The organism is Streptomyces sp. NPDC057271 (assembly GCF_042668715.1).
Lineage (GTDB): Bacteria > Actinomycetota > Actinomycetes > Streptomycetales > Streptomycetaceae > Streptomyces.
In genome coordinates, this window is record NZ_JBHUYJ010000076.1 from 1 (window position 1) to 21,151 (window position 21,151).

The window sequence follows — 21,151 nt, forward strand, 5'->3', positions numbered from 1 at the left end:
TCCTGGGCGGGAGCGTCCGGCCTGGGATGGTTCGGCGCGGGAGCGTCCCGCACGGGAGCGTCCGGCGCGGGAGCGTCGACGGGCGGGGGCGCGCATCGCGTCCCGTCCCGCCGGGCCGGGCTCGGCGGCCCGTCTCGGTCAGCCCTCGCCCACCGCGCCGTACGCGAGCGGTTCGCGCGGGCCCGTCGTGCGCTCGGGCCGCTCTCGGGTCGCCGCCCCGTCGACCAGCGTCAGCGGGACGGAGAGGCTGTCGCACATCCGCTTCGCGCGCGCGACCGCGCTCAGCGTCGCGGCGGTCGGCGGGCCGGCGGGCAGCTCCAGGACGACCCCCACCGGACGGTGGGCGTCGACGAGAGCCTGGAGCAGCAGGGCCGCGGCGGCCCGGTTCGTGACGTCGAGGTCCTCATGCAGCGTGACATACAGCGTTCCTGCGTCGATGTGGTGACTGAGCAGCATCGCGACCTCCAGACGGAACCTCGGGTACGCCCCGGCCGCCGCGCGGGCGGGGCGATGGGCAAAAGGGCAGGTTCCCGGCATGCGGCTCGGGAAAACCCTGGTCAGGCACTGTTCCCGCGTGTGGCCCCGTCATCGTGTCCGGCGAGGTCCCCGAGGGGGCTCCGGTGCGCCGCGCTTGAGGCCTCCCGTGCCCTGCCCCGCGCCCTGCCCCTCGACGTCACGGCCGCCCCGCGACGTGACGCCCGCGACGCCCTAGACGCCCTGGGCGGGCCGCTCCGAGGTCAGGACGCCTATCTTGTCGATGCGGTGCTCGGGGTTGCCCTGGGCGTCGCGCCAGAAGTTGCCCGCCGCGTCGTCCTCCGGCGTCGCACAGGTGGAGAGGGTGATCATGGCGCGGGTGGGCTTCTCCCCGGGCTCGCCCGGCACGGCGGCCCGCTGCTCGGCGAGCGAGCCTGCCGAACGGAAGGACGTGGACCGCGTCTCGACGATCTCGTACGTGTACACCGTGCCCCGGGCGGTGACGTACACCTTGTCGCCGACGTCGACCGAGGGCAGGGCCCGCAGGGGGCCGCCGGCGGAGAGCCGGTGGGCGGTCACCAGATAGTTGCCGACGTCCCCCGGTCCGACACCGCCCCGCTCGCCGTACGGGCTGGCGGCCACCCCACGGTCCTGGATCCGGGTGCCCGCCGCGTCGTCGGTCGTCCCCTCGTACGGCAGGACGTCCAGGTCCTCGACGCCGATGGCCGGTATGGACAGCTCGGCGGCGACGGGAGGCCGGGGCGAGGGCTCCGAGGGAGGTGGCGCGGCCTCGGGGGCCGGGGGGACGGCGGGGGGCTGGGCCGGGGCGCGGGCGTCGACGGAGGCTCCCGGTGCGCTGCGGACGTCGGCGGACGTCCCGCCCGCGCCGCCCACGAGCGCGGCGAAGGCCGCGACGATCACGGCGACCACGCCCACGGCGGCGGCGGCCAGAGCGCGGTGCACGCCCCGGCCCTTCGGCGGGGCCTTGCGCAAGGGCCCGCGACGTTGGGCACCCACACCCCCAGGATCGCCCACCCGCGCCGCCCCGGCACCCCGGGCGCGGGTGGTCGGCCGACGCGGTCCCCGGCCGCCACGCGGCGGGTCTCCAGACCGGGCGCCGGGAGCAGCTCGCCCGTCAACTCGTCGGAACAGCCGCTCTCCTCGTCCACGCGCTACCGTTCCTAATCAGTGAGCAGGGGTGAGTCTTGGACCCGTTCCTGGTCACTGCGGACATCCCGAACGGTTTTGGGTGTCCTGGTCGCCCGCGTACTCGCCGCGTCCGGCTGCACGCATCTGGTGCGTGGTCCGGGGATGCGGGGGCGGGGTTCCTTACGCCCGAGGGCCTCTGGTCGGGCCTGGACGGTCCGATGCCCGCGACGATCGCTCTGGTCGTCGCGGGGCGGTGCCGTCCGTCGCCGGATCGGGTGCCCTTGGGCGCGTCGCCCGATCGCGATGCTCGCCGCATCGTGACGGGTCGTCTTGCGGTTCTTGCCGGTGAGGGGCTTCTGCCAGTGCTGGGCGCCCCACTTGCTGGTGTAGGCCGGATCGACGGCGATGATCGCGATACCGGTGGCGTCGGCCATGGAGGTGAGCCGGGCACGGAGTCTGCCGGTGGGCATGCCGGAGATGAGCTGCCGGAACCGGCGTTTGCGGCCGTGTTTCTCCCTGGTCTTCTCCGCCGTGAAGTCCAGATCCTCAACGGCGATGGCCTTCACGCCGCAGGCCTTGGCCCAGTTCAGCAGCCGGGACAGGGCGTGCCGGACCTGGGCGTCTCGGTGGTCGGCCGGCCCGCTGAGGTCGTAGAGGAACCGGCGGGGCGGGCCGGTCGGGTTGCCGTGAGTGTCCAGGTGCCAGGCCGCGAGGTGATCGGCGTTGGTGTCCACACCGATCACGCCGTGCGCGAGCGCGACCTGCATCGGAATCGTCTTGGTGACCGGGAACGTTCAGGAAGCGGTGAGGTACCAGCGTCCGCGCTGCACGTCCAGGTGGATGCGGTAGGCGACGGCCCGGTTGGCCTCGATCCGGTCGGCCCACTCCGCGCCCCGGTGCGGGAAACGCACCTTGCAGGTGAGTACGTACCGGCCGTGCCTGGTGTTGGCGTACTCGGCGAGGGGGGCCGGGAGCTTGATGGACACCTCGCCGTCCGGGGTGACTCGGATGGTTTCGTTCCCGAAGCGTTTACCGGACTCGCCGTCGGCGGCGAGGAACCAGCGCTCGGCCTCCCACCGTGTCCGCCACTCGGCCTCGGCGAGCTGAGCGGCGTCGAGGTGGTGACGGTTCCTCGCGAGGCGCCTGCCGCCCCGCACGACGTGCACGACGCCCGCTTCGCGGTCGGCTCGCTCCCGTTCCAGGCGTTCTTCGAGGACGTGCAGGCGACGGGTCTTGTTGAACCACTCGTTCTTCGAGCGGTACCCGCCTGGAGCCTTCCTGGTGCCCTTCGAACCGATGGGCTGGGACAGGCGGTGCCGAATCGTCTTGATACCGGCTTCGAGGCCCTGGATGTGCGCGAGCTGGCAGCGGCGGGACAAGGCCCACTGGTCGTGCGTGGCCTTGGTGATCGCACCGGCCCACCGCGAGGACGACTCGGCGGTCAGGCCCTGCTTCCGGGCCGCCCACGTGTCCGTGGAGTGCTCCAGGCCGTCCGCACAGCGCGCTCTGAGATCCTTCGACGCGAGCGATCCGAGATGCGCGCCTACCAGCCGCAGCACCTTCTCATCCTCGGGCGTCAGGCCCCCCAGGCGGTCGCGGATCGCCACACCGGACGGCCCGAGGGCGACGAACGGCGCGGCGATCGGACGGAGGTCAGCCATGCTCGCAGGCATCCAGCGCCTTGCGGGCGCGGTCCTTCGCCGACCTGCGCCCGTACAGGCGGGCACAGAACGACGTCAGCACCTCCACCATGTCCCGCACCAGGTCGTCTTCGGCCTCGCCGTCGTCCAGCACCAGCAGCCGACGGCCCGTCGCGGACAGCGCGGCCTCGACCAGCTCGACGTTCATCCGGCCAAGGCGGTCCTTGTGCTCCACCACGACCGTGGTCACCGACGGGTCGGCCAGCAGACGCTTCGCCTTCGAGCGGGCGCCGTTCATGCCGGACGCGATCTCTGCTTCGACCCGCACCACCTTGTTGCCGGTCCCGGCCGCCCACTCGGACAGCCGGGCGACCTGGCGCTCCAGGTCCTCCTTCTGGTCATGGGAGGAGACACGGGCATACAACCCGAGCCCACCGACCACTCCGGGTGCGGTGTCGGCGTCGATGTTCACCAGGATCGTGCGCGGCCCGACCCTCTGAGCCGGTACCGGCAACGTCCCCTCACGGAACCAGCGATACGCGGTCTGCGGATGCACCCCCTGCACCTTCGCCCACTCCGTCAGATTCATGCTCTGACAACGACACTCACTCACACATGGTTACGCTCACTCACACGAGTTCAAGGGCCAGCAGGCCGAGACCCTCCGTCGCCCTCCGTCACGGGTGCCTGATCCCGGGCGGAGTGGAGGATCCGGAAGCGATCGGGTTCCGCCGGGTCCCGGTCCACGACCTGGATCGGCGCCCGGTCCCACTGCCACACGCCGATGCCCGCGGTGCGGGAGAACCGGATCGTTCCGCGGGTGCCCTCGACCGCGACGCGCGGCCAGGCCGCGATCACGCGCGCCCGGTCGGCACCGTACCCTCCATGCCTGTCGTCCGCGCCGTGGGAGCGGAGCGTCTCGGCGAGGACGGCGATCGTGTCGTAGCCCTCGAAGGCCACGAACGAGGGCGCTTCGCCGAGTCGCTCACGAAGGGCCGTCCCGACACGGGCGCCGAGTGGGCCGAGGCGTTCGGGCAGGTAGCGCAGGAACGGGATCGCGGCGCCTTCCTCGCCCAGCAGCCTCGTCCAGCCGGCGAACTCCGGCTGCCCGGCCGGAGCGCCGATCATGAGGTCGGCGAGCCGCCGGTCGCGACGGACGGCCCTCACGATCGACACGGCCGGCTCGGGGATGCCGGTCAGAAGGAGGAGGGCCGTGGCGCCATGCTCGACGAGTCGGTCGCACACCGCCACGGGTGCGAGTTCGCGCGCGTCGAGCTCGATGACGGTGCCGCCGCGTGGAACGAGGTGGTCCTGGAGAACGCGCGCTCCGGAGGCCCAGTAGACGCTCGGCTGGGTCACTACGGCGATGCGGCTGTGGCCCGCGCCGAGGAGGAAGTCGGCGTAGGTCCGCCAGCCGTGGGACTGCGGCGGGGCCAGGCGCGCGACCCGTTCCGTGGGCTGTTCCGTGAGCGCGTCGAGCACCGCCGACGAGCAGAGGAACGGAACGCCGAGGATGTCCGCCCGCGCGGCGGCGGCGCGCGCGACGACGCTGTGGTACTCGCCCGCCACGGCGGCCACGCCCAGGCCCGCCAGTTCGTCCACGGCCGCCTCCGCCCTCCGCGGATCGGCCGCGGTGTCGCGGGCCACCAGCTCGATCGGGCGCCCGTCGATGCCACCGGCGGCGTGGACGTCCTCGACGGCCAGTTCGAGTCCGGCGAGCAGGTGTCGGCCCGCATCGACCCAGCCGGGCCGGGACAGCGGTACGAGAGCCCCGATCCGGACGGACGGTCCGTCAGTCCGTGCCGCTGCGGCCGGTGATGGTGGCGTGTTCATGCGTTGACCTCTCCCGACGGAGGTTCCGGTGGGGGTTCGGGTGGGGGTTCGGGCGTCGAGCGTAACCGAGCCGCACTTCGGCCGGATCCGGCGCCTCGTCCCGTCGTACAGAGCGCGTACATATTCCGTCCAGCGGGCCCCTTGCAGAATGACAACGCCCGCCGCCCACGCGGCCCAGCAAGAACGTATCGCCGCAGTACTGGTACGGCAGGCCTTCGTCGGAAATCTGATTCGTCCAGTGAATCCAAGGGGAAACACATGCCTGAAGTCGGCGGCTCCAAGGGTCCGACCGTATCCGGTGACCCGTTCCTGTCCACCGTGGACAGGGTGTGCGCATGGCTCGGTTCCGCTCCCGAGAAGGTCGACGCTCTGTCGGGCAGCGAGCGCAGCCGCGTCCTGGGCGAGGTGGCCGACATCAACACCGCCGCCGCCGGGGGTGACATGGGCGCCCTGTACGCGCAGCAGTACCTGCTCGACCGGATCTACCAGCTCTACACGAAGATCCCGCAGCAGCAGAGCGCCGAGGGCTCCGTCGTCGTCTACGAGATAGCCCGCCTCCTGGAGACCGCCACGGCGGCCGCCCAGGACCGGCTGATCGAGCCCGGCCTCCTCGAGGACGCCCCCACGGAGCCGCGGGAGTACCTGACCTGGCTCAAGAACACCGCTCGCGGCCACCGGGTGTACAAGCACCCCTACTACCACGAGTTCATCCGCAACACGGCCACGCACGACGACCTGCGCAACTACGTGATGCAGGAGTCGGTCGTCGACGGTCGCTTCGACGACCTGCTCGCCATGATGCAGGTGGGCACCGCCGGCCCGGCCAAGATGGAGATCGCGGCCAACTTCTGGGACGAGATGGGCAACGGGGACCACGAGCAGGTCCACACCCACCTCTTCAACAAGATCTACGAGGTCTTCGAGATCTCCGAGGACGAGCTCGCCCGCTCGCTCACCGCCACCTCGCTGCTCAACGGCAACCTCGCGGTCATGCTCTGCCGTCACCGCACGCTCTACCCGGAGGCCGTGGGCTTCCTCGGGATGACCGAGTGGATGGCGCCGGACCGCTTCGTCCAGGTCGTGCACGCCTGGGAGCGCCTGGGCCTGCCCGAGGTGGGGATCACCTACCACAAGCTGCACATCACGATCGACTCCCAGCACGCGCAGGGCTGGTTCCACAACGTGGTGCTGCCCGCCGCCGAGTCCGCGGACATGCGGCGTGCCATCGCGCGCGGCATCCTTTGGCGGCTCAACTCCTCTGCCGCCTACCTGGACGAGCGCATGCCTTCCGTCGCCGCCTGACGCCGGACACCCGACGTCAGGCGTCCGACGACACCATCCCTTTCTGGAGGAGAGATCATGGCTCTTGGCAGCGAACGCTTCGTCATCATCGACCTGCCGGAGATCTCGGCCGACATCCTGCCGAGCTACGACGACTGCCCGGTCGACGAGTACATGGGCAACGGCACCCGCTTCAAGCGGTTCTCGCAGTACCGCCTCAGCCCGCAGGGCGAGGACGCGTGGTCGTTCGAGCGCCTCGCGCACCGCGACTACACGACGTACAAGAAGTTCAACTCGGTCGGCGGCGGCATCCGCCGCGTCTACGAGCCGATCAAGGTGGACTTCACCCCGCTGATCGAGCACGGCGTCCGTGAGCTCGGTCTCGACCGGTCCGAGGACTGGCAGATCAACGTCCACCAGAACCGGACCCGCGCCGACGGCGAGAAGCCCGGGCCCCTCACGCCCGAGGGCGTGCACCACGACGGCCACGAGTTCGTGATGATCGCGATCCTCAACAAGGTCAACGTGGCCGGCGGCACCACCCGGCTGTGGAACCCCGGTGCCGACGAGCCCTTCTGGAGCGGAACGCTGGAGCCGGGTCAGGCCGTGCTCCTGGACGACCGGGCGCTGGCCCACGACGTCACCGACGTGCTCTCCGCCGACGGCGGCCCTGGCCACCGCGACATCGTGATCATCGCCTTCTCCCGGTGGGCGGAGAAGTGGTACGGCGAGGAGCACGACGCCGCCGCGCTCGCCGAGCAGTGATCCCGGGCGTCACCCCGAGGTGAGGCACCACGCCTCGGGGCGGCGCCGCGCCCAGCAGCCAAGGGAGATCATCCCGTGATCGACTTCTACAAATATCAGGCAGCAGGCAACGACTACTTGGTGATCGACCCCCGCAGCACGGACTTCCCGCTGACCCGTGAGGCGATCCGCCTGGTCTGCGACCGGCACCGGGGCATCGGGGCGGACGGAGTCCTGTACGGACCGCTGGAGACGCCCCGCCCGGGTGTGCCGGTCACGCTCGACCTGTACAACTCCGACGGGTCCGACTGCGGCAGAAGCGGCAACGGCCTGCGGATGTTCGCGCTCCACCTCGCCGCGCAGGAGGCCGGCGCCTGGGCCGACGGGCGCGAGTTCACCCTTCGTACGGCCGCCGGCGACTGCCCCGTGAGGGTCGTCGACGCCGCCGAGGGCCGGGTGGAGGTCGGCATGGGCCGTCCCAGCTTCGACGCCGCCGATCTGCCCCTGCTCCGGGAGGACGGCGCCCCGTACGGCGGCCGGGCGGTGCGCGTGCCGCTGGCCGTGGACGGCGACGAGCTGACGGTCACCTCCGTGTACAACGGCAATCCGCACACCGTGGTCCTGGTCGACGCCCCGTCCGCGGACCTCGCCCGGCGGCTCGGCCCGAGGATCGCCCGGCACCCGCGGTTCCCGAACGCCACCAACGTGCAGTTCGCACGGATGGTGGACCGGTCCGTGATGGAGCTGGAGGTCTTCGAGCGTGGCGCCGGTTACGTGACGGCGTCCGGCAGCAGTGCCTGCGCCGCGGTGTCGGCGGCCCGTGAACTGGGGCTGTGCGACGCCCGGGTGGAGGTCAGGATGCCCGGCGGCAGCGTGGAGATCACCGTAGCCGAGGACGGCGCGGTCACGATGACCGGCGACGCCGAGCAGGTCGCTGCCGGTTCCTTCGCTCCGGCCCTCCGCGCACGGCTCGACCGGACCGCTTCGGCGGCCGTGACCTCGGGGACCGTACGGTGACTCTCTCCTCGTACGCGCGGGAGTCGCGCGACTACCCGATCCAGAAGTGGGTCTTCGAGGACGCCGCCGGCCGCTTCGACATCGACCTCGGGGACAGCAACATGGTCCCGGGACGTCTCGACGCGCTCAACGTGCCGCCCGGGCTCGAACTCGACTACGGGCACGACCGGGGCCTCGACTCCCTGCGCGCCGCGGTCGCCGGCCTCTACGGCGGATCGGCCGCATCGGTCCTCGTCACCGTGGGCGCGCAGCAGGCGCTCTACCTCGTGTACGCCGCGCTGCTGACCCCCGGGTCCCGGGTGATCGCCTTCCGGCCGGGCTGGCAGCAGTCCTGGGACGTGCCGCCCGAGTTCGGCTGCACGGTCGAGCTCGTCGGGTTCCGGCCGGATCTCAGCTTCGACATCGAGGCCGCCGAGGCGGCGGCCGGGCCGGACGTGAAGCTGATCGTCGCCAACAGCCCGTGCAATCCGACCGGTCGGCGCATCGCGGAGGAGGACCTGCGCGGTCTGCTCGCACTGGCGTCCCGCACGGGGGCGTATCTGCTGCTCGACGAGGAGTACGCGCTCGACCTCTCGCGCTCCGCGGCCGTCGGCGCCGGCCGGGTGATCTCGGTGTCGAGCCTCTCCAAGGTGTACGGCTTCCCGGGGCTCCGGGTCGGCTGGCTCTACGGCCCTCCGGACGTCGTGGACCTCTGCGCCCGACGCAAGTTCCTGTCCACCATCTCCAACTCGGTGCTGTGCGAGACGCTGGCCGTCGACGTCCTGGCCCACCGTGAGGACCATCTGCGCAGCTACCGCGAGATCACCCGCCAGGGACTCGGACTCGTACGGGACTTCGCCCGGCGCAACGCGGACGCGGTGACCCTCGTGGAACCCGAGGACACCCCGTTCGCCTGGCTTTGGCTCACCACCGGCGAGGAACCCCTGGCGATGTGCCGCAGAGCCCTGGACCTGGGTGTGCTGCTCATGCCCGGCGAGACGCTGGGCGCCAGCGACGGCTTCCGGATCTGCTTCGCGCGCTCCGCGGAGGCGGTGGCCGAGGGGCTGGGCCGCGTGGAGCGGGTACTGAGACCCGCGTCTACCGTCGCGGGCCCGGCGCCGGCTCCCGCTCCGGCGGCCTGACCGGCTCGACCGGCCTGACCCGCCTGCCAGGCCTGACCGGCCTGACCGGCCTGACCCGCCTGACCGGCCTGACCGGCCTCCTGAAACGACCGCCTCAACGCTGTACCGCCGGAACCGCACCACCGCCCCACCGCCCCACCGCACCAAGCACCAAGCACCACCGCCCCACCGCCCCACCGCCGGGGCGCCCTCGCGGCCGACCGAACCGCCGGAGGGCCGTCCCGACGCGGGCCGCCGACCCAGGGCCGCCGCACCCAGGCCCACCAGGTTCCGGTCCCCGCTTCCTTCCCCTCTCCCGTACTGCCCCCGCCATGCCCCGACCTGCCCTGCCCGCTTCCTGCCGCACCGGAGTGCGAGGCCCCGGGTCGCTTCCCCGCGCCCCCTGGGCGACCACCGTGAACAGCCGAACGGAGTTCTGTGACGATGAGCATGCACACCGCCGAGTCGCGCATCCAACTGTCCTTCGGACAGGAGCAGTTGTGGTTCCTCGACCAGATGAGCCCCGGTGAGACCACCTACAACGTCCCCCTGGCCTACCGGCTGCGCGGTGCGCTCGACACCGCCGCCCTGGAGGGCGCGCTCAACCTGCTGGTGAAGCGCCACGAGCAGCTGCGGGTGACCTTCCACGCGGCCGACGGCGTGCCGTACCAGGTCGTCTCGCCGGCCGAGGACCGGCCGCTGCCGCTCCGGGACCTGTCCGGGCTCGCGCCCGACGAGGCCGAGAACGCGCTGCGCGAGGCGCTGCAGACCGAGGCGGACACGCCGTTCGACCTGGCCGCGGGCCCGATCTCCCGGTTCCAGCTCTTCCGGCTGGCCGACGACCACCACGTGCTCAGCCTGAGCTTCCACCACATCGTCACCGACGGCTGGTCCGGCGGCGTGGTCAGCCGTGAGATCTCACAGGCGTACGGGGAGCTGGTCGCGGGCCGGACGCCCGCGCTGCCGGAGCTGTCCATCGGCTACGCCGACCACATCCAGCGGCAGCGCAAGCAGCGGGCCGACGGGGTGTGGGAGGAGGAGCTGAAGTTCTGGGAGGAGCGGCTGGCCGGTCTGGAGGCGCTCGAACTGCCCGCCGACCGGCTTCGGCCGGCCGAGCCCACGCAGAACGGCGAGACCTTCGTGGTCGACTTCCCGGCCGAACTGCTGACGAAGGCCCGGGCCTTGGCGCACGAGCAGGGCGCTTCCCTGTACATGGTGGTCGCCGCGGCGCTGAACGTCGTACTGAGCCGCTACAGCGGGCAGGACGACATCGCCCTCGGCGTGCCGATGCTGGGCCGTACCGACCCCGAACTCGAAGACGTGGTCGGCCTGTTCATCAACATGACGGTGCTGCGCTGCGACCTGTCGGGCGATGTCACCTTCGCCGAGCTCCTGGAGCGCATCGCCGACGCGAACCTCGACATGTACGACAACCAGGACGTGCCGTTCGACCACGTCGTGGACCGTGTGCAGACGACGCGGGACGCGGGGCGAAACCCGCTGTTCCAGATCGCCTGCCGGCTGCTCGGCGAGGCGGCCACCGGCGACTCCCTGGAGCTGGCCGGACTGACCTCCGAGTCGATCCCGATGGCCACCTCCCGCTCCCGGTTCGACCTCTCCTTCAGCTTCGTGGAGGGAGCGGAACGGCTGCGCCTGATCGTCGAGTTCGCGACCGACCTGTACGACCGCTGGCGCGTCGAGGCCATGATCGGGCACTTCCAGAACGTGCTCGACGCGGCCTCGGACGCCCCGGAGACCCCGGTCGCGGCGCTGCCGCTGCTCGCCGAGGCGGAGCGCGCCGAGCTCCTCGAGGTGGGCCGCGGCGCCGACTTCGACTACCCGACGGAGCCGGTGCACGCGACGATCGCCCGCATCGCGCGGGAGAACCCCGAGCTGGTCGCGGCGGTCTGCCGCGGCAAGGAGATGACGTACGGCGAGCTGATGCGCAGGGCGGGCAAGCTCGCCCGGTACATCCGCTCCCAGGGCGTGCGCCAGGAGGAGGTCGTCGCCATCGCGATGGACCGCGACCTGGACGCGCTGGTCGCGATCCTCGGTGTGATGGTGTCCGGCGCCGCGTACACGATCATCGACCCCTCGCACCCCGACGCCCGCCTGGACCACATGCTGCGGGACACCAAGAGCCCGCTGGTCATCACGCGGGCCGGGTCGGTGGGCGACCTGCCGGAGTCGTGCGGATGGGCGAGCGTCAACATCGACACCGACTGGGACGCCATCGAGGCGCAGCCGGACGACGAGCCGCTGGAGGAGTGGGCCCGGCCGGACTCCCTGATCTACGTCCTCTACACCTCGGGGTCCACCGGGCGCCCGAAGGGCGTGATGATCGAGCAGCGCGGCCTGCGCATGTTCATCGAGGCGTACCGGCGCAGCTTCGGCGAGTGGACCACCGAGGACCGGCTGCTGCAGCTGCCGGCGCTGACCTTCGACATGTCCCAGGGCGAGATCTTCGCCGGCCTGATCAGTGGTTCGGCCCTGGTGCTCGTGGCCCCGGAGGACGCCTCGTCCCCCGAGTCCCTCGGCTCTCTCATCCGTGACCAGCGGGTGACGTACGCCGGCCTGTCGCCCGCGATCCTGTCGGTGGTGGACGCGGGGCCGTACCCGGACCTGAAGTACATCATGGGCGGTGCCGAGGCGCTGCCGGCCGAGCTGGTCAACAAGTGGAACCTGCCGGGGCGCAAGTTCGTGAACCTCTACGGCCCCACCGAGGCGTCGGTGGCGACCACCGAGTACCTCTGCGAGCACAAGGAGTGGCTGTCCTCGCCGCCCATCGGGCGGCCCGAGTTCGGCCGTCTGCACTACGTGGTGGACAAGGAGTTCAACCTGGTGCCGGTCGGAGTCCCGGGTGAGCTGCTGATCGGCGGCGACGAGGGTCTGGCCCGCGGCTACCTCAACCTGCCGGAGATGACGGAGGAGAAGTTCGTCCCCGATCCGTTCCTGGGCGAGGGCCGGGTCTACCGCACCGGTGACCTGGTGCGCTGGACCCGCGATCTGCAGATCGACTTCATCGGGCGGCTCGACAACCAGGTCAAGCTGCGTGGTCTGCGGATCGAGCTCGGTGAGATCGAGTCCGGGCTGCTGACCCACCCGAAGGTCCGGATGGCGCTCGTCCTGCTGCGCGAGGACTTCGGGGAGAAGCAGCTCGTCGCGTACTACACGGTCCTCGGCGACACCCCGCCGACGGTGGCGGAGCTCCGTGAGCACCTGGGCAGCACGATGCCGGAGTACATGGTGCCGACGGGCTGGGTGGAGCTGACGGAGTTCCCGCTGACCCCGGCCCGCAAGATCGACCGGGCCAAGCTCCCCGCCCCGGTGTCGGGTTCGGGTGACGGGACGGCCGGCTTCGTCGCCCCGGTGACCGCGACCGAGGAGAAGGTGGCCGAGGTCTTCGGTGCTGTACTGTCCATGACACAGGTCGGCGCGGACGGCAACTTCTTCGAGCTGGGGGGCAATTCGCTGCAGGCGATGCGGGTCGTGAGCCGGCTCAACAAGCACTTCGGCGTCAAGGTCAACGTCCGCTCCCTGTACGGCGGCGCCACCGTCGCCTCGGTCGCCACCGCCATCGACACGCTGGTGGAGTCCAAGGCGGGCACGCGTGCTTGAGGTCCCACGGGTGGCCATCCCGTCCGCGCAGGCGCACGCCTCCCAGAACGGCTCCAGCTCCGGCTCCGGCTCCACCCATGACTCCGCGCAGGCCGTGCTGCTGCGCCAGGGAGTGGCGCTGCTGAACCGGACCGACCCCGAACTGGCCCTTCTCCTCGACCGCGAGGTGGAGGAGCAGGCCATGACGCTGGCCATGGTGGCGTCCGCCAGTGTCGCGAACCCGGCCGTCCTGGCCACGGGCGGCGCCGCCCTGTCGAACGTGACGGCCGAGGGCTATCCGGGGGCCCGCTACCACCCCGGCGCCGGGCGGTTCGACGCCGCCGAGCGACTGGCCGTCGAGCGCGCCGAGCACGCCTTCGGGGCGCGGTACGCCAATGTGCAGCCGCACTCCTGCTCCTCGGCCAACCAGGCCGTGCTGGCGGCGCTGCTGCCCCCGGGTGGGGTCCTGCTCGCCCTCGACCTGGACTCCGGCGGTCACCTGACCCACGGGTCCGCCGCCTCGGTGACGGGACACCACTACCGGGCCGTCCACTACGGCCTCGACGACCAGGGGTTCATCGACTACGACCAGGTGGCCGAACTGGCCCTGGTCCACCGCCCCAAGGTGCTCATCGCGGGAGCCAGCGCCTATCCGCGGACGCTGGACTTCGCCCGGTTCCGCGCGATCGCGGACTCCGTGGGGGCCTACCTGGTGGCCGACATCTCGCACATCGCCGGCCTGGTGGCCGCCGGGGAGCACCCCAGCCCCATCGATCTGGCCCATGTCACGACCACCAGCACGTACAAGCAGCTCGGGGGGCCGCGCGGAGGGCTGATCCTCATGGGCGAGGAGCACCGGGCGCCCGGCCCGGACTCCCGCCGGACCCCGCTCGACCGGCTGATGCAGCGCGCGGTCTTCCCGCAGTCCCAGGGAACGCCGAGCCCGGCGTCGGTCGCGGCCAAGGCGCACGCGCTCAAGCTGGTGGCGGAGCCGGAGTTCCGGGCGACCATGCGGCTCGTACGCGACGACGCCGCGGCACTCTCCGACGCCCTGGCCGAGTACGGCTACCGGGTCCTGACCGGCGGCACCGAGAACCACATGGTGCTCCTGGACATGTTCGACCGCGGCATCACCGGTGTCGTCGCCGAACGCGCCCTGGAGGCCTGCGGAATCCTCACGAACCGCAACCGCATCCCCAAGGACACCAAGGCCCCGCTCGTCGCCAGCGGTCTGCGTCTGGGCACGAACGTGCTGGCGCAACGTGGCATGGGCCCCGCCGAGATGCGGGTCTGCGCGGCTCTGCTGCACGAGGTGCTCATGGCCACCACGGTGCTCGGCGACACCGAGTTCCGTACCGACCCCGGGGTGCGCGACCGTGTGGTGGCCGAGGTGGCCGCCCTGTGCCGCGCCCACCCCCTGCCCTTCGGCGCCGGCCTCGGCCCGGCCGGGGGCTCCGACCGCGAGCCAGGAGAGAGGTCTTGAGCCGGAACACCACTCCCGTGACGCCTTCCGCGCAGGCGCAGGCATCCGCGCAAGCTCCGGCGCAGGCACAGGGACCCGCACCGGAGTCCGTACCGGCGCCGCCCGCGCTCCTGCCTGCGGACCGCCCGCGTCTGCCCGGGTCCGCTCCGGACCGCAGCGACTCCGTCCGGCTGCCGCTGGGACCGTCGGCGCGGACCGCCCCGGAGGAGATGCTCCTGGCCGGATTCACCGCGCTGCTCCACCGCTGGACCGGTCAGGCCGAGTTCGGCTTCCTCGTCACGACCCCCGCTTCGGGGACGGTCCGGCTCAGCCGGACCGTCCCCGGGGCGGCGGCCCTCACCGGGCTGGCCCGTGACGCGGCCACCGGGCGGGAGCCCGGCGACGGGTCCGGGCGGCAGGACGAGTTCGAGCTGGTGCTGCACGCGCCGGGCGAGGAGGACGAGGGGCTGCCGGGCGCCGAGCTGCGGTACGCCCCCGAACTCTTCGACCGGGACACCGTCGTCCGCCTCCTCGCCTCCTACCGCACGCTCCTGGAGGACGGGCTGACCGACCCGGAGCGTCCGGTGTCGGAGCTGCGGCTGCTTCCGGAGGACGAACTCCACCGGATGCTCGTCGAGTGGAACGACACCGCTGCGGACCTTCCGCACGACGTGTGCCTGCACTCCGCCTTCGAGACCCGCGCCGCCGAGGCCCCCGACGCCCCCGCTCTGGTGGGCGGTGGAGGGACCCGGACGTACCGCGAGGTCAACGAGGCGGCGAACCGGCTCGCCCACCACCTCAGGGGCCTGGGTGTCGGCCCGGACCGGCGCGTGGGCATCTGCCTGGACCGGAGCGCCGAGCTGCTCGTCGCCGTGCTCGGCGTGCTCAAGGCGGGCGGCGCCTACGTGCCGCTCGACCCCGACTACCCCCGCGAGCGCCTCGCCACCATGGTCGCGGGCACGTCCTGCGCGGTCGTGCTCAGCCGGAGCGGGCCGGCCGAGAGCCTGCCGCTGCCGGACATCGACCCGGACACGCCCGTGGTGCTCCTCGACCGGGACGAGGCGGTCCTCGCCGCGCTCCCCGCGCACGACCCCGAGGGCGGGGCGACACCCGACGATCTCGCGTACATCATCCACACCTCGGGCTCCACCGGCGCTCCCAAGCCGATCGCCCTGCGCCATCGCGGGGTGATGAACAACATCGCGGACCTCAACACCCGCTTCGGCGTGGGTCCCGGTGACCGGGTCCTCGCCCTGTCGTCGCCCAGCTTCGACATGTCGGTGTACGAGTTCCTGGGGCTGACGACCGCGGGCGGCACGGTGATCGTTCCGGATCCGGAGCGCGCCAAGGACCCGGAGCACTGGGCCGACCTGCTGGCCGAGCACCGGGTCACCGTGTGGAACTCCGCCCCCGCCCTCCTCGACATGGTCGTCGACCATCTCGAGAGCACCGGCGCGCGACCGCTGGACGATCTGCGGCTCGCCCTGCTCGGCGGCGACTGGATCCCCGTCTCGCTGCCCGACCGGGCCCGCTCGAAGGCCCCCGCCCTGCGCTTCATCGCCCTCGGCGGGGCCACCGAGTCGTCCATCCACTCGACGATCTACGAAGTGGCGAAGAGCGACGCGCGCTGGACGAGCATCCCGTACGGCCGTCCCATGGCCAACCAGCGGACGTACATCCTCGACGAGAGCCGTCGGCCCGTGCCTCCCGGTGTTCCGGGCGAGCTCCATCTGGCGGGTATCGGGCTGGCCCGGGACTATCTCGGCCGGCCTGAGCAGACGGCGGAGCGGTTCTTCGACTGGTCCTGCGGCGAGGTGTCGGGCGAGCGCCTGTACCGGACGGGCGACATCGCCCGCTACGGGCCCGACGGCCTGATCGAACTGCTGGGCAGGGCGGACTTCCAGGTCAAGCTGCGCGGTCTGCGGATCGAACTCGGCGAGATCGAGGCCGTGCTGCGCGCCCACGACACCGTCCGGGAGGCGGTCGTCACCGCGCATCCCGACGGGTCGGGCGACCGGCGGCTGGTCGCGTACGTCGTCGCCGAGGCCGGCCGGACCGTGGAGTCGCAGGCGGTCGCCGAGCACGCCGCCCTGTCGCTGCCCCGCTTCATGGTGCCGAGCACCGTGCTCGTCCTGGACGAGCTGCCCCTGACGCCCAACGGGAAGGTCGACCGCAAGGCCCTCCCGGCACCGCCCGACGACCTGGGCGAGCCCGAGGAGAGCTACGCACCCCCGGCCACGGAGACCGAGAGGACGGTGGCCGAGATCTTCGCGGCCGTGCTCGGCATCGCGCGGCTCGGGGCGGACAGCGGCTTCTTCGCGGTCGGCGGCAACTCCCTCCAGGCCATGCGCGCGGTCACCCGGCTCAACAAGCACTTCGGGATCAGGGTGAACGTCCGCCTGCTGTACGGCGCAAGCACCGTCAGAAGCATCGCGCTCGTCATCGACGAGCGGCTCGCGCAGCCCGCACCGACTCCGAACGGAGCGTCCGTATCGTGATCGAACCGTCCGTCGGCAGTCTCGTCGCCCTCCGGGCGGAGGGCGACCGGCTCCCGCTCCACTGTGTCCATCCGGTCTCCGGTTCGCCGTTCTGCTACTCGGCGATGGCGCACCGGCTCCGGGACGGACAACCGGTGTTCGGCTTCGAGGCACCGGGCTTCGACGGCGCCTCCGAGCCCCTCACCTCGATCCGTGCCCTGGCCGAGCTGCACACGGCGTCACTCCGCGCGGCCCGCCCGCACGGTCCGTACCAGCTGCTCGGCTGGTCGCTGGGCGGCGTCGTCGCCTACGAGATGGCGCGGATGCTGGCCGCCGAGGGGGAGGAGGTGCCGCTGCTCGTCATCGTCGACGCGGCGCTTCCCGGGTCGCAGTCGGTGCCGCCCGACGACGAGCTGGCCCGCTACTTCCTGTACGACTTCCTCGGCGTGACCCGTGACCGGGCCCCGGGCGTCGACAAGGCGCTGGCCGGTGTGCGTCCGGGGGCGGAGCCGGCCGAGGTCTTCGAGGCGGCCGAACTCCACGGGGCCGTGCCGGAGGAGTTCGACGCGGAGTTCCTGATGGAGCGCTACGCCCTGTTCCGTACGCATGTCGTGGCCATGCGCGAGCACCGTCTCGACGCGGTCCACGACGGACCGGCGATCCTGATCAAGGCCGAGGACTCGGTGGAACGGCTCCTGGACTGGAGTCCGTACGTGAGCCGGCTCACCGTGCGCACCGCGCCGGGCGACCACCACTCGGTGTGGCAGGGGCCGGGGCTCACGGCCATCAGCGCCATCGTCGACCAGGCCCTGGGGGAGGCGACTCCGGTATGACGGAGCACGGCACGCCCACCGCGTCGGCCCCCGCGGCCGAGGCGGAGGGCCCCCCTCGGTCGCTCTGGCGCGACCGGGACTTCATGGTGTTCTGGGCGGGTGAGGCGCTCTCCCTGTACGGCACCCAGATCACCCAGCTCGCGCTCCCGCTGACCGCGGTCCTGGTCTTCGGGGTCGGTGCCGGGGAGCTGGGCATGCTGCGGTTCGCCCAGCTCGTTCCCTTCCTCGGTCTCGCGCTGCTCTTCGGCGTCTGGGTGGACCGGATGCGCAAGCGCCCGGTCATGCTGGGCGCCAACGTGGTCAGGATGGTGCTGATCGGCCTGGTGCCCGTCCTGTACGAGTTCGACCTGCTGACGCTTCCGACGCTGTACGCCCTGGCGCTCGGAATCGGGATCGCGACGGTGCTCTTCGACGTCAGCTGGATGTCGTACGTCCCTGTCCTGGTGAAGGACCGGCGCAGTCTGCTGGAGGCCAACACCAAGCTGAACGCCACCCTCTCGTCGGCGGACATCGCCGGACCGGGGCTCGCCGGCACGCTGGTGAGCGCGTTCTCGGCGCCCTTCGCCATGACCGCCAACGCGTTCTCGTACGCCCTGTCGGTGCTGTCGCTGATCCTCATCAGGAAGCCCGAACCGGCACCGGAGCCACCCGCGGAGAAGCGCCGGCTGCGCGCGGAACTGGCCAAGGGCCTGCGGTGGGTGTTCGGCAACCGGTGGCTGCGGGCGATGGGTCTGGTCGGCTGCTCCTGCAACTTCCTGCTCACGATGGTGCAGACGCTGTTCCTGCTGTACGCGGTGCGTGACAAGGAGCTGTCCGCCGCCGCGGTCGGCTTCGTCATGGGCGCGGCGGCCGTGGGCGGGCTGCTGGGCGCGCTGGTGTCGGGCATGGTGGTGCGCCGGCTGTCGGTGGGCACCGCCTACCGGGTGTCGGTCTCGATCATCTTCCTCGGTCCGCTGCTCGTGCCGGCGGCGGGCGGTCCGCGCTGGCTGCTCGTGGGCCTGTTCGTGGCCTCCTTCTTCCTGGAGTACTTCGGCGCCAGCGTCTCGAACGTCCTCATCGTGAGCCTGCGTCAGACCATCACGCCTCAGCACCTGATGGGGCGGATGACGGCCGCGATGCGCATGCTGCTGTACGGCGGAGGTGCGCTGGGCGGCCCGGTCGGCGGTCTGCTCGCGGCGATGGCGGGGTTGCACGGCGCCCTGTGGATCGGTGGCCTGCTCTCCGCCGCGATGCTGATCCCGATCTTCCTGTCCCCGGTCGGCAAGCTGCGCACCATGCCGACCGGGCCGGAGGACGCAGCCCTCACCTCGCGGTGAGATCCGTCGGCCGCGTGACGTCGTCGCACTGGCTGAACGCGGCCCTCCGGAGCACCGCGGCCCGGCGCAGCACCAGGGCGTAGCTCTCGCCCCGGTCCTTCTCGGCCGGCCGCTCGTCCAGGACGAGCGGCTGTGCCTGGGCCAGGCGCGTGAGGGCGGCCCGCCGGTTCAGCATCGGCTCGCTCTGTGCGCACTCCGCCGCGTAGATTCCCAGGAGGTCGTGCAGGCGGTACCGGTGGCCGTGGTCCTCCAGGAGATGGTGGGCGACGAGCGTGTCGAGCAGTTGTCGGGCGGTCTCGCGGTCGGTGTCGGCGAGGGCCGCCGCGACGGGGACGGTGATCGGCCCGTCCTTGGCCAGGCCAAGGAAGCGGAACATCCGTGCCGCCTCTGCGGGCAGTGCCTGGTACGACGTCTCGAACGCGTCGCGGACGCTGGCCAGGGCGTCGTCCGCCACGGTGAGGCGGTCGAGCCGACCGCTCTCCAGGGTGTACTGCTCCACCAGCGTCGCCAGTGGGACGTCGGGGTTGGCCGCGATCCCCTCGGCGGTGATGCGCAGGGCGAGCGGCAGTCCGCCGCAGAGCGCCGCGAGTCGCCGTGCGGTCCCGGGCTGCCCGGAGAGCCGGCCTGCGGACAGGGCGGTGAGCAGCTGCGCGGCCTCGTCGACGGCGAGCGGGCGAACGGTGTGGGTGCGTGCCCCGTCACGGGCGGCGAGTCCGCCGAACCGCTGACGGCTGGTGGCGACGACGCAGGACGCGCCGCGCGGCAGGAGAGGGCGGAGCTGGTCCACGCTCAGGGCGTCGTCGAGGACGACCAGCATCCGTCTGCCGTACAGCAGGCTGCGGTAGAGCGTCGCCCGGCCGGCGAGGTCACGCGGGATACGGGTGCTGTCGGCGCCGAGGCTGGTGAGCAGCTGGAGCAGCGCGTCCGACGCGGTGAGCGGTCTGCCGCGCAGACCGTTGCCGCAGAGGTCCACATAGAGCTGGCCGTCGGGGAATCGGTCGGAGAGCCGGTGGGCCAGTTCCAGGACGAGGGCGGACTTGCCGACGCCGGCGGGGCCGTCGACGACGATCACCGGAGTGCTCCGCTGGGCCGCCCGGTCCGTGAACTCGTCGTCGAGGAGCCCCTCGAGCTGCTTCAGCTCGGTGTCGCGTCCGGTGAATCCACGGGCCACCGGCGGAAGCTGCGCCGGTAAGGGGACTCCGGCGCCGAGCCCCTCCCGGGGCCGGGGGGAGAGGCTGCCGCCGGGGAGTCGTAACTCCCGCTGTCCCGCGAGGATCCGCCGGTGGAGGTCCTGCAGTTCGGTTCCCGGCTCGATGCCCAGCTCCCTGCGCAGCAGCTGCCGGGTCTCCGTGTACACCGCGAGGGCGTGTGCCTGGCGGCCCGCGTGGTAGAGCGCCAGCATCAGCAGCCAGCGGAGCTTCTCGCGCAGCGGTTCCTCCGCCGCGGCGCGGGAGAGGGCGTCGACCACCTCGGCGTGCTCGCCCGCCTCGACCATGACCGCCGCCCACTCCTCGACGGCGGTGAGGCGCAGGTCCCGCAGGCGGACGCCCTCCATGGCGGCGAAGGGACCGGGCACTCCGGAGTACGCCTCCCCCCGCCAGAGGGCCAGGGCGTCCTCGTACAGCCGTAACGTGGTCTCGGCGCTGCCGCCCTCGCGTGACCTGCGGGCATGGCCGTGGCGTTCGACGAAGAGCGTGGCGTCCACGTCCGTGGGCTCGAGCCGGAGGCAGTAGCCTCCGGCCTCCGAGGAGAGCACCGTGCTGGCCGCCCTGTTGCCGCGCCCCGGCTCCAGCGCGCGGCGCAGCCGGGCCACATAGGTGTGGACGCCGTTGGCCGCCGTCTGCGGGGTGTCGCTGCCCCAGAGGGCGCTGGTGATGGTGTCCCCGCTCACCACCTCGCCCGCCCGGCTGGCCAACAGGCTCAGGACCGCGCGCTGTTTGGGCGAGCCCAGCGCCACTTCCTCACCGTGCCGCCAGGCCCGGATCGGCCCTAAGAGCTGTATGCGAAGAGGTGCCCCCGTGCAGGTCATGTCCCGTTCACCCCTCAGGTTCGCGTGCTGTCCATGTCGGTTCCCGGTGGTGGCCGTTCGGGCCCCGGGGCTGCGCGAAGGCGGCGAGTTGCGTCGCGTATCGCGTTGTTCATGAAGAGCCGGTGTGTCCGCGGGCGGCGGCCGGCGCGGGCAGGAGACCTGCCCGGTCGCTCAGGACGCGCGAGGCGGCCACGAGCGC

14 protein-coding genes and 1 pseudogene are annotated in these 21,151 nt (G+C 72.0%); 9 read left to right on the forward strand and 6 right to left on the reverse strand.

The genetic code is table 11. The annotated features are described in order from the left end of the window. Positions 1-138 precede the first annotated feature (138 nt). From ACFUJR_RS27940 to ACFUJR_RS27960, 5 genes and pseudogenes are all read right to left on the reverse strand, one after another. Positions 139-456 (reverse strand): hypothetical protein, encoded by a 318-nt coding sequence (locus tag ACFUJR_RS27940; RefSeq protein WP_383167107.1) that lies wholly within the window; start codon positions 454-456, stop codon positions 139-141. Between the two features lie 252 nt (positions 457-708). Next, positions 709-1,437, reverse strand: a complete 729-nt coding sequence (locus ACFUJR_RS27945; RefSeq protein WP_383450837.1) for a class E sortase — start codon at positions 1,435-1,437, stop codon at positions 709-711. Positions 1,438-1,655: 218 nt separating this feature from the next. Next, a pseudogene (locus tag ACFUJR_RS27950) lies at positions 1,656-3,284 on the reverse strand (IS200/IS605 family accessory protein TnpB-related protein). After that, complete coding sequence (locus tag ACFUJR_RS27955) at positions 3,277-3,852, reverse strand: IS607 family transposase (protein ID WP_383167101.1); 576 nt, start codon at positions 3,850-3,852, stop codon at positions 3,277-3,279. Before ACFUJR_RS27955 ends, ACFUJR_RS27950 begins: the two are co-directional and overlap by 8 nt. A gap of 50 nt (positions 3,853-3,902) precedes the next feature. Further along, entirely contained in the window at positions 3,903-5,096 is a 1,194-nt protein-coding gene (locus ACFUJR_RS27960) for an ABC transporter substrate-binding protein (protein ID WP_383167098.1), read from the reverse strand. 258 nt (positions 5,097-5,354) lie between these two features. Between ACFUJR_RS27960 and ACFUJR_RS27965 the strand changes: the two genes are divergently transcribed. From ACFUJR_RS27965 to ACFUJR_RS28005, 9 genes are all read left to right on the forward strand, one after another. Beyond that, positions 5,355-6,398, forward strand: a complete 1,044-nt coding sequence (locus ACFUJR_RS27965; RefSeq protein WP_383167095.1) for an iron-containing redox enzyme family protein — start codon at positions 5,355-5,357, stop codon at positions 6,396-6,398. A gap of 57 nt (positions 6,399-6,455) precedes the next feature. Beyond that, positions 6,456-7,142 carry a 2OG-Fe dioxygenase family protein gene (locus ACFUJR_RS27970; protein ID WP_383167092.1) on the forward strand — a complete coding sequence of 229 codons (687 nt, stop codon included), beginning with the start codon at positions 6,456-6,458 and terminating at the stop codon, positions 7,140-7,142. A 75-nt stretch (positions 7,143-7,217) separates the two neighbouring features. After that, positions 7,218-8,138, forward strand: a complete 921-nt coding sequence (dapF, locus tag ACFUJR_RS27975; RefSeq protein ID WP_383167089.1) for a diaminopimelate epimerase — start codon at positions 7,218-7,220, stop codon at positions 8,136-8,138. Beyond that, positions 8,135-9,259 carry a pyridoxal phosphate-dependent aminotransferase gene (locus tag ACFUJR_RS27980; protein WP_383167086.1) on the forward strand — a complete coding sequence of 375 codons (1,125 nt, stop codon included), beginning with the start codon at positions 8,135-8,137 and terminating at the stop codon, positions 9,257-9,259. The genes dapF and ACFUJR_RS27980 overlap by 4 nt, the downstream gene beginning before the upstream one ends. A 423-nt stretch (positions 9,260-9,682) precedes the next feature. Further along, on the forward strand, positions 9,683-12,856 hold the full coding sequence (locus ACFUJR_RS27985) for an amino acid adenylation domain-containing protein (protein ID WP_383450840.1): 3,174 nt from the start codon (positions 9,683-9,685) through the stop codon (positions 12,854-12,856). Then, positions 12,849-14,318: a serine hydroxymethyltransferase gene (gene glyA / locus ACFUJR_RS27990; RefSeq protein WP_383167080.1), complete on the forward strand. Its 1,470-nt coding sequence runs from the start codon at positions 12,849-12,851 to the stop codon at positions 14,316-14,318. The genes ACFUJR_RS27985 and glyA overlap by 8 nt, the downstream gene beginning before the upstream one ends. Continuing rightward, positions 14,315-16,795, forward strand: a complete 2,481-nt coding sequence (locus ACFUJR_RS27995) for an amino acid adenylation domain-containing protein (RefSeq protein ID WP_383450843.1) — start codon at positions 14,315-14,317, stop codon at positions 16,793-16,795. The genes glyA and ACFUJR_RS27995 overlap by 4 nt, the downstream gene beginning before the upstream one ends. Next, positions 16,792-17,607, forward strand: a complete 816-nt coding sequence (locus ACFUJR_RS28000) for an alpha/beta fold hydrolase (RefSeq protein ID WP_383174721.1) — start codon at positions 16,792-16,794, stop codon at positions 17,605-17,607. Before ACFUJR_RS27995 ends, ACFUJR_RS28000 begins: the two co-directional genes overlap by 4 nt. Beyond that, the gene (locus ACFUJR_RS28005) at positions 17,604-18,923 is read left to right on the forward strand and encodes an MFS transporter (protein WP_383174718.1); all 1,320 of its coding nucleotides are present in this window, start codon (positions 17,604-17,606) and stop codon (positions 18,921-18,923) included. Before ACFUJR_RS28000 ends, ACFUJR_RS28005 begins: the two co-directional genes overlap by 4 nt. On the opposite strand, the gene ACFUJR_RS28010 is transcribed toward ACFUJR_RS28005, so the two are convergent. Then, positions 18,910-20,880 carry a BTAD domain-containing putative transcriptional regulator gene (locus ACFUJR_RS28010; protein ID WP_383174715.1) on the reverse strand — a complete coding sequence of 657 codons (1,971 nt, stop codon included), beginning with the start codon at positions 20,878-20,880 and terminating at the stop codon, positions 18,910-18,912. The two genes, ACFUJR_RS28005 and ACFUJR_RS28010, sit on opposite strands and share 14 nt — an antisense overlap. Positions 20,881-21,151: the final 271 nt, after the last annotated feature.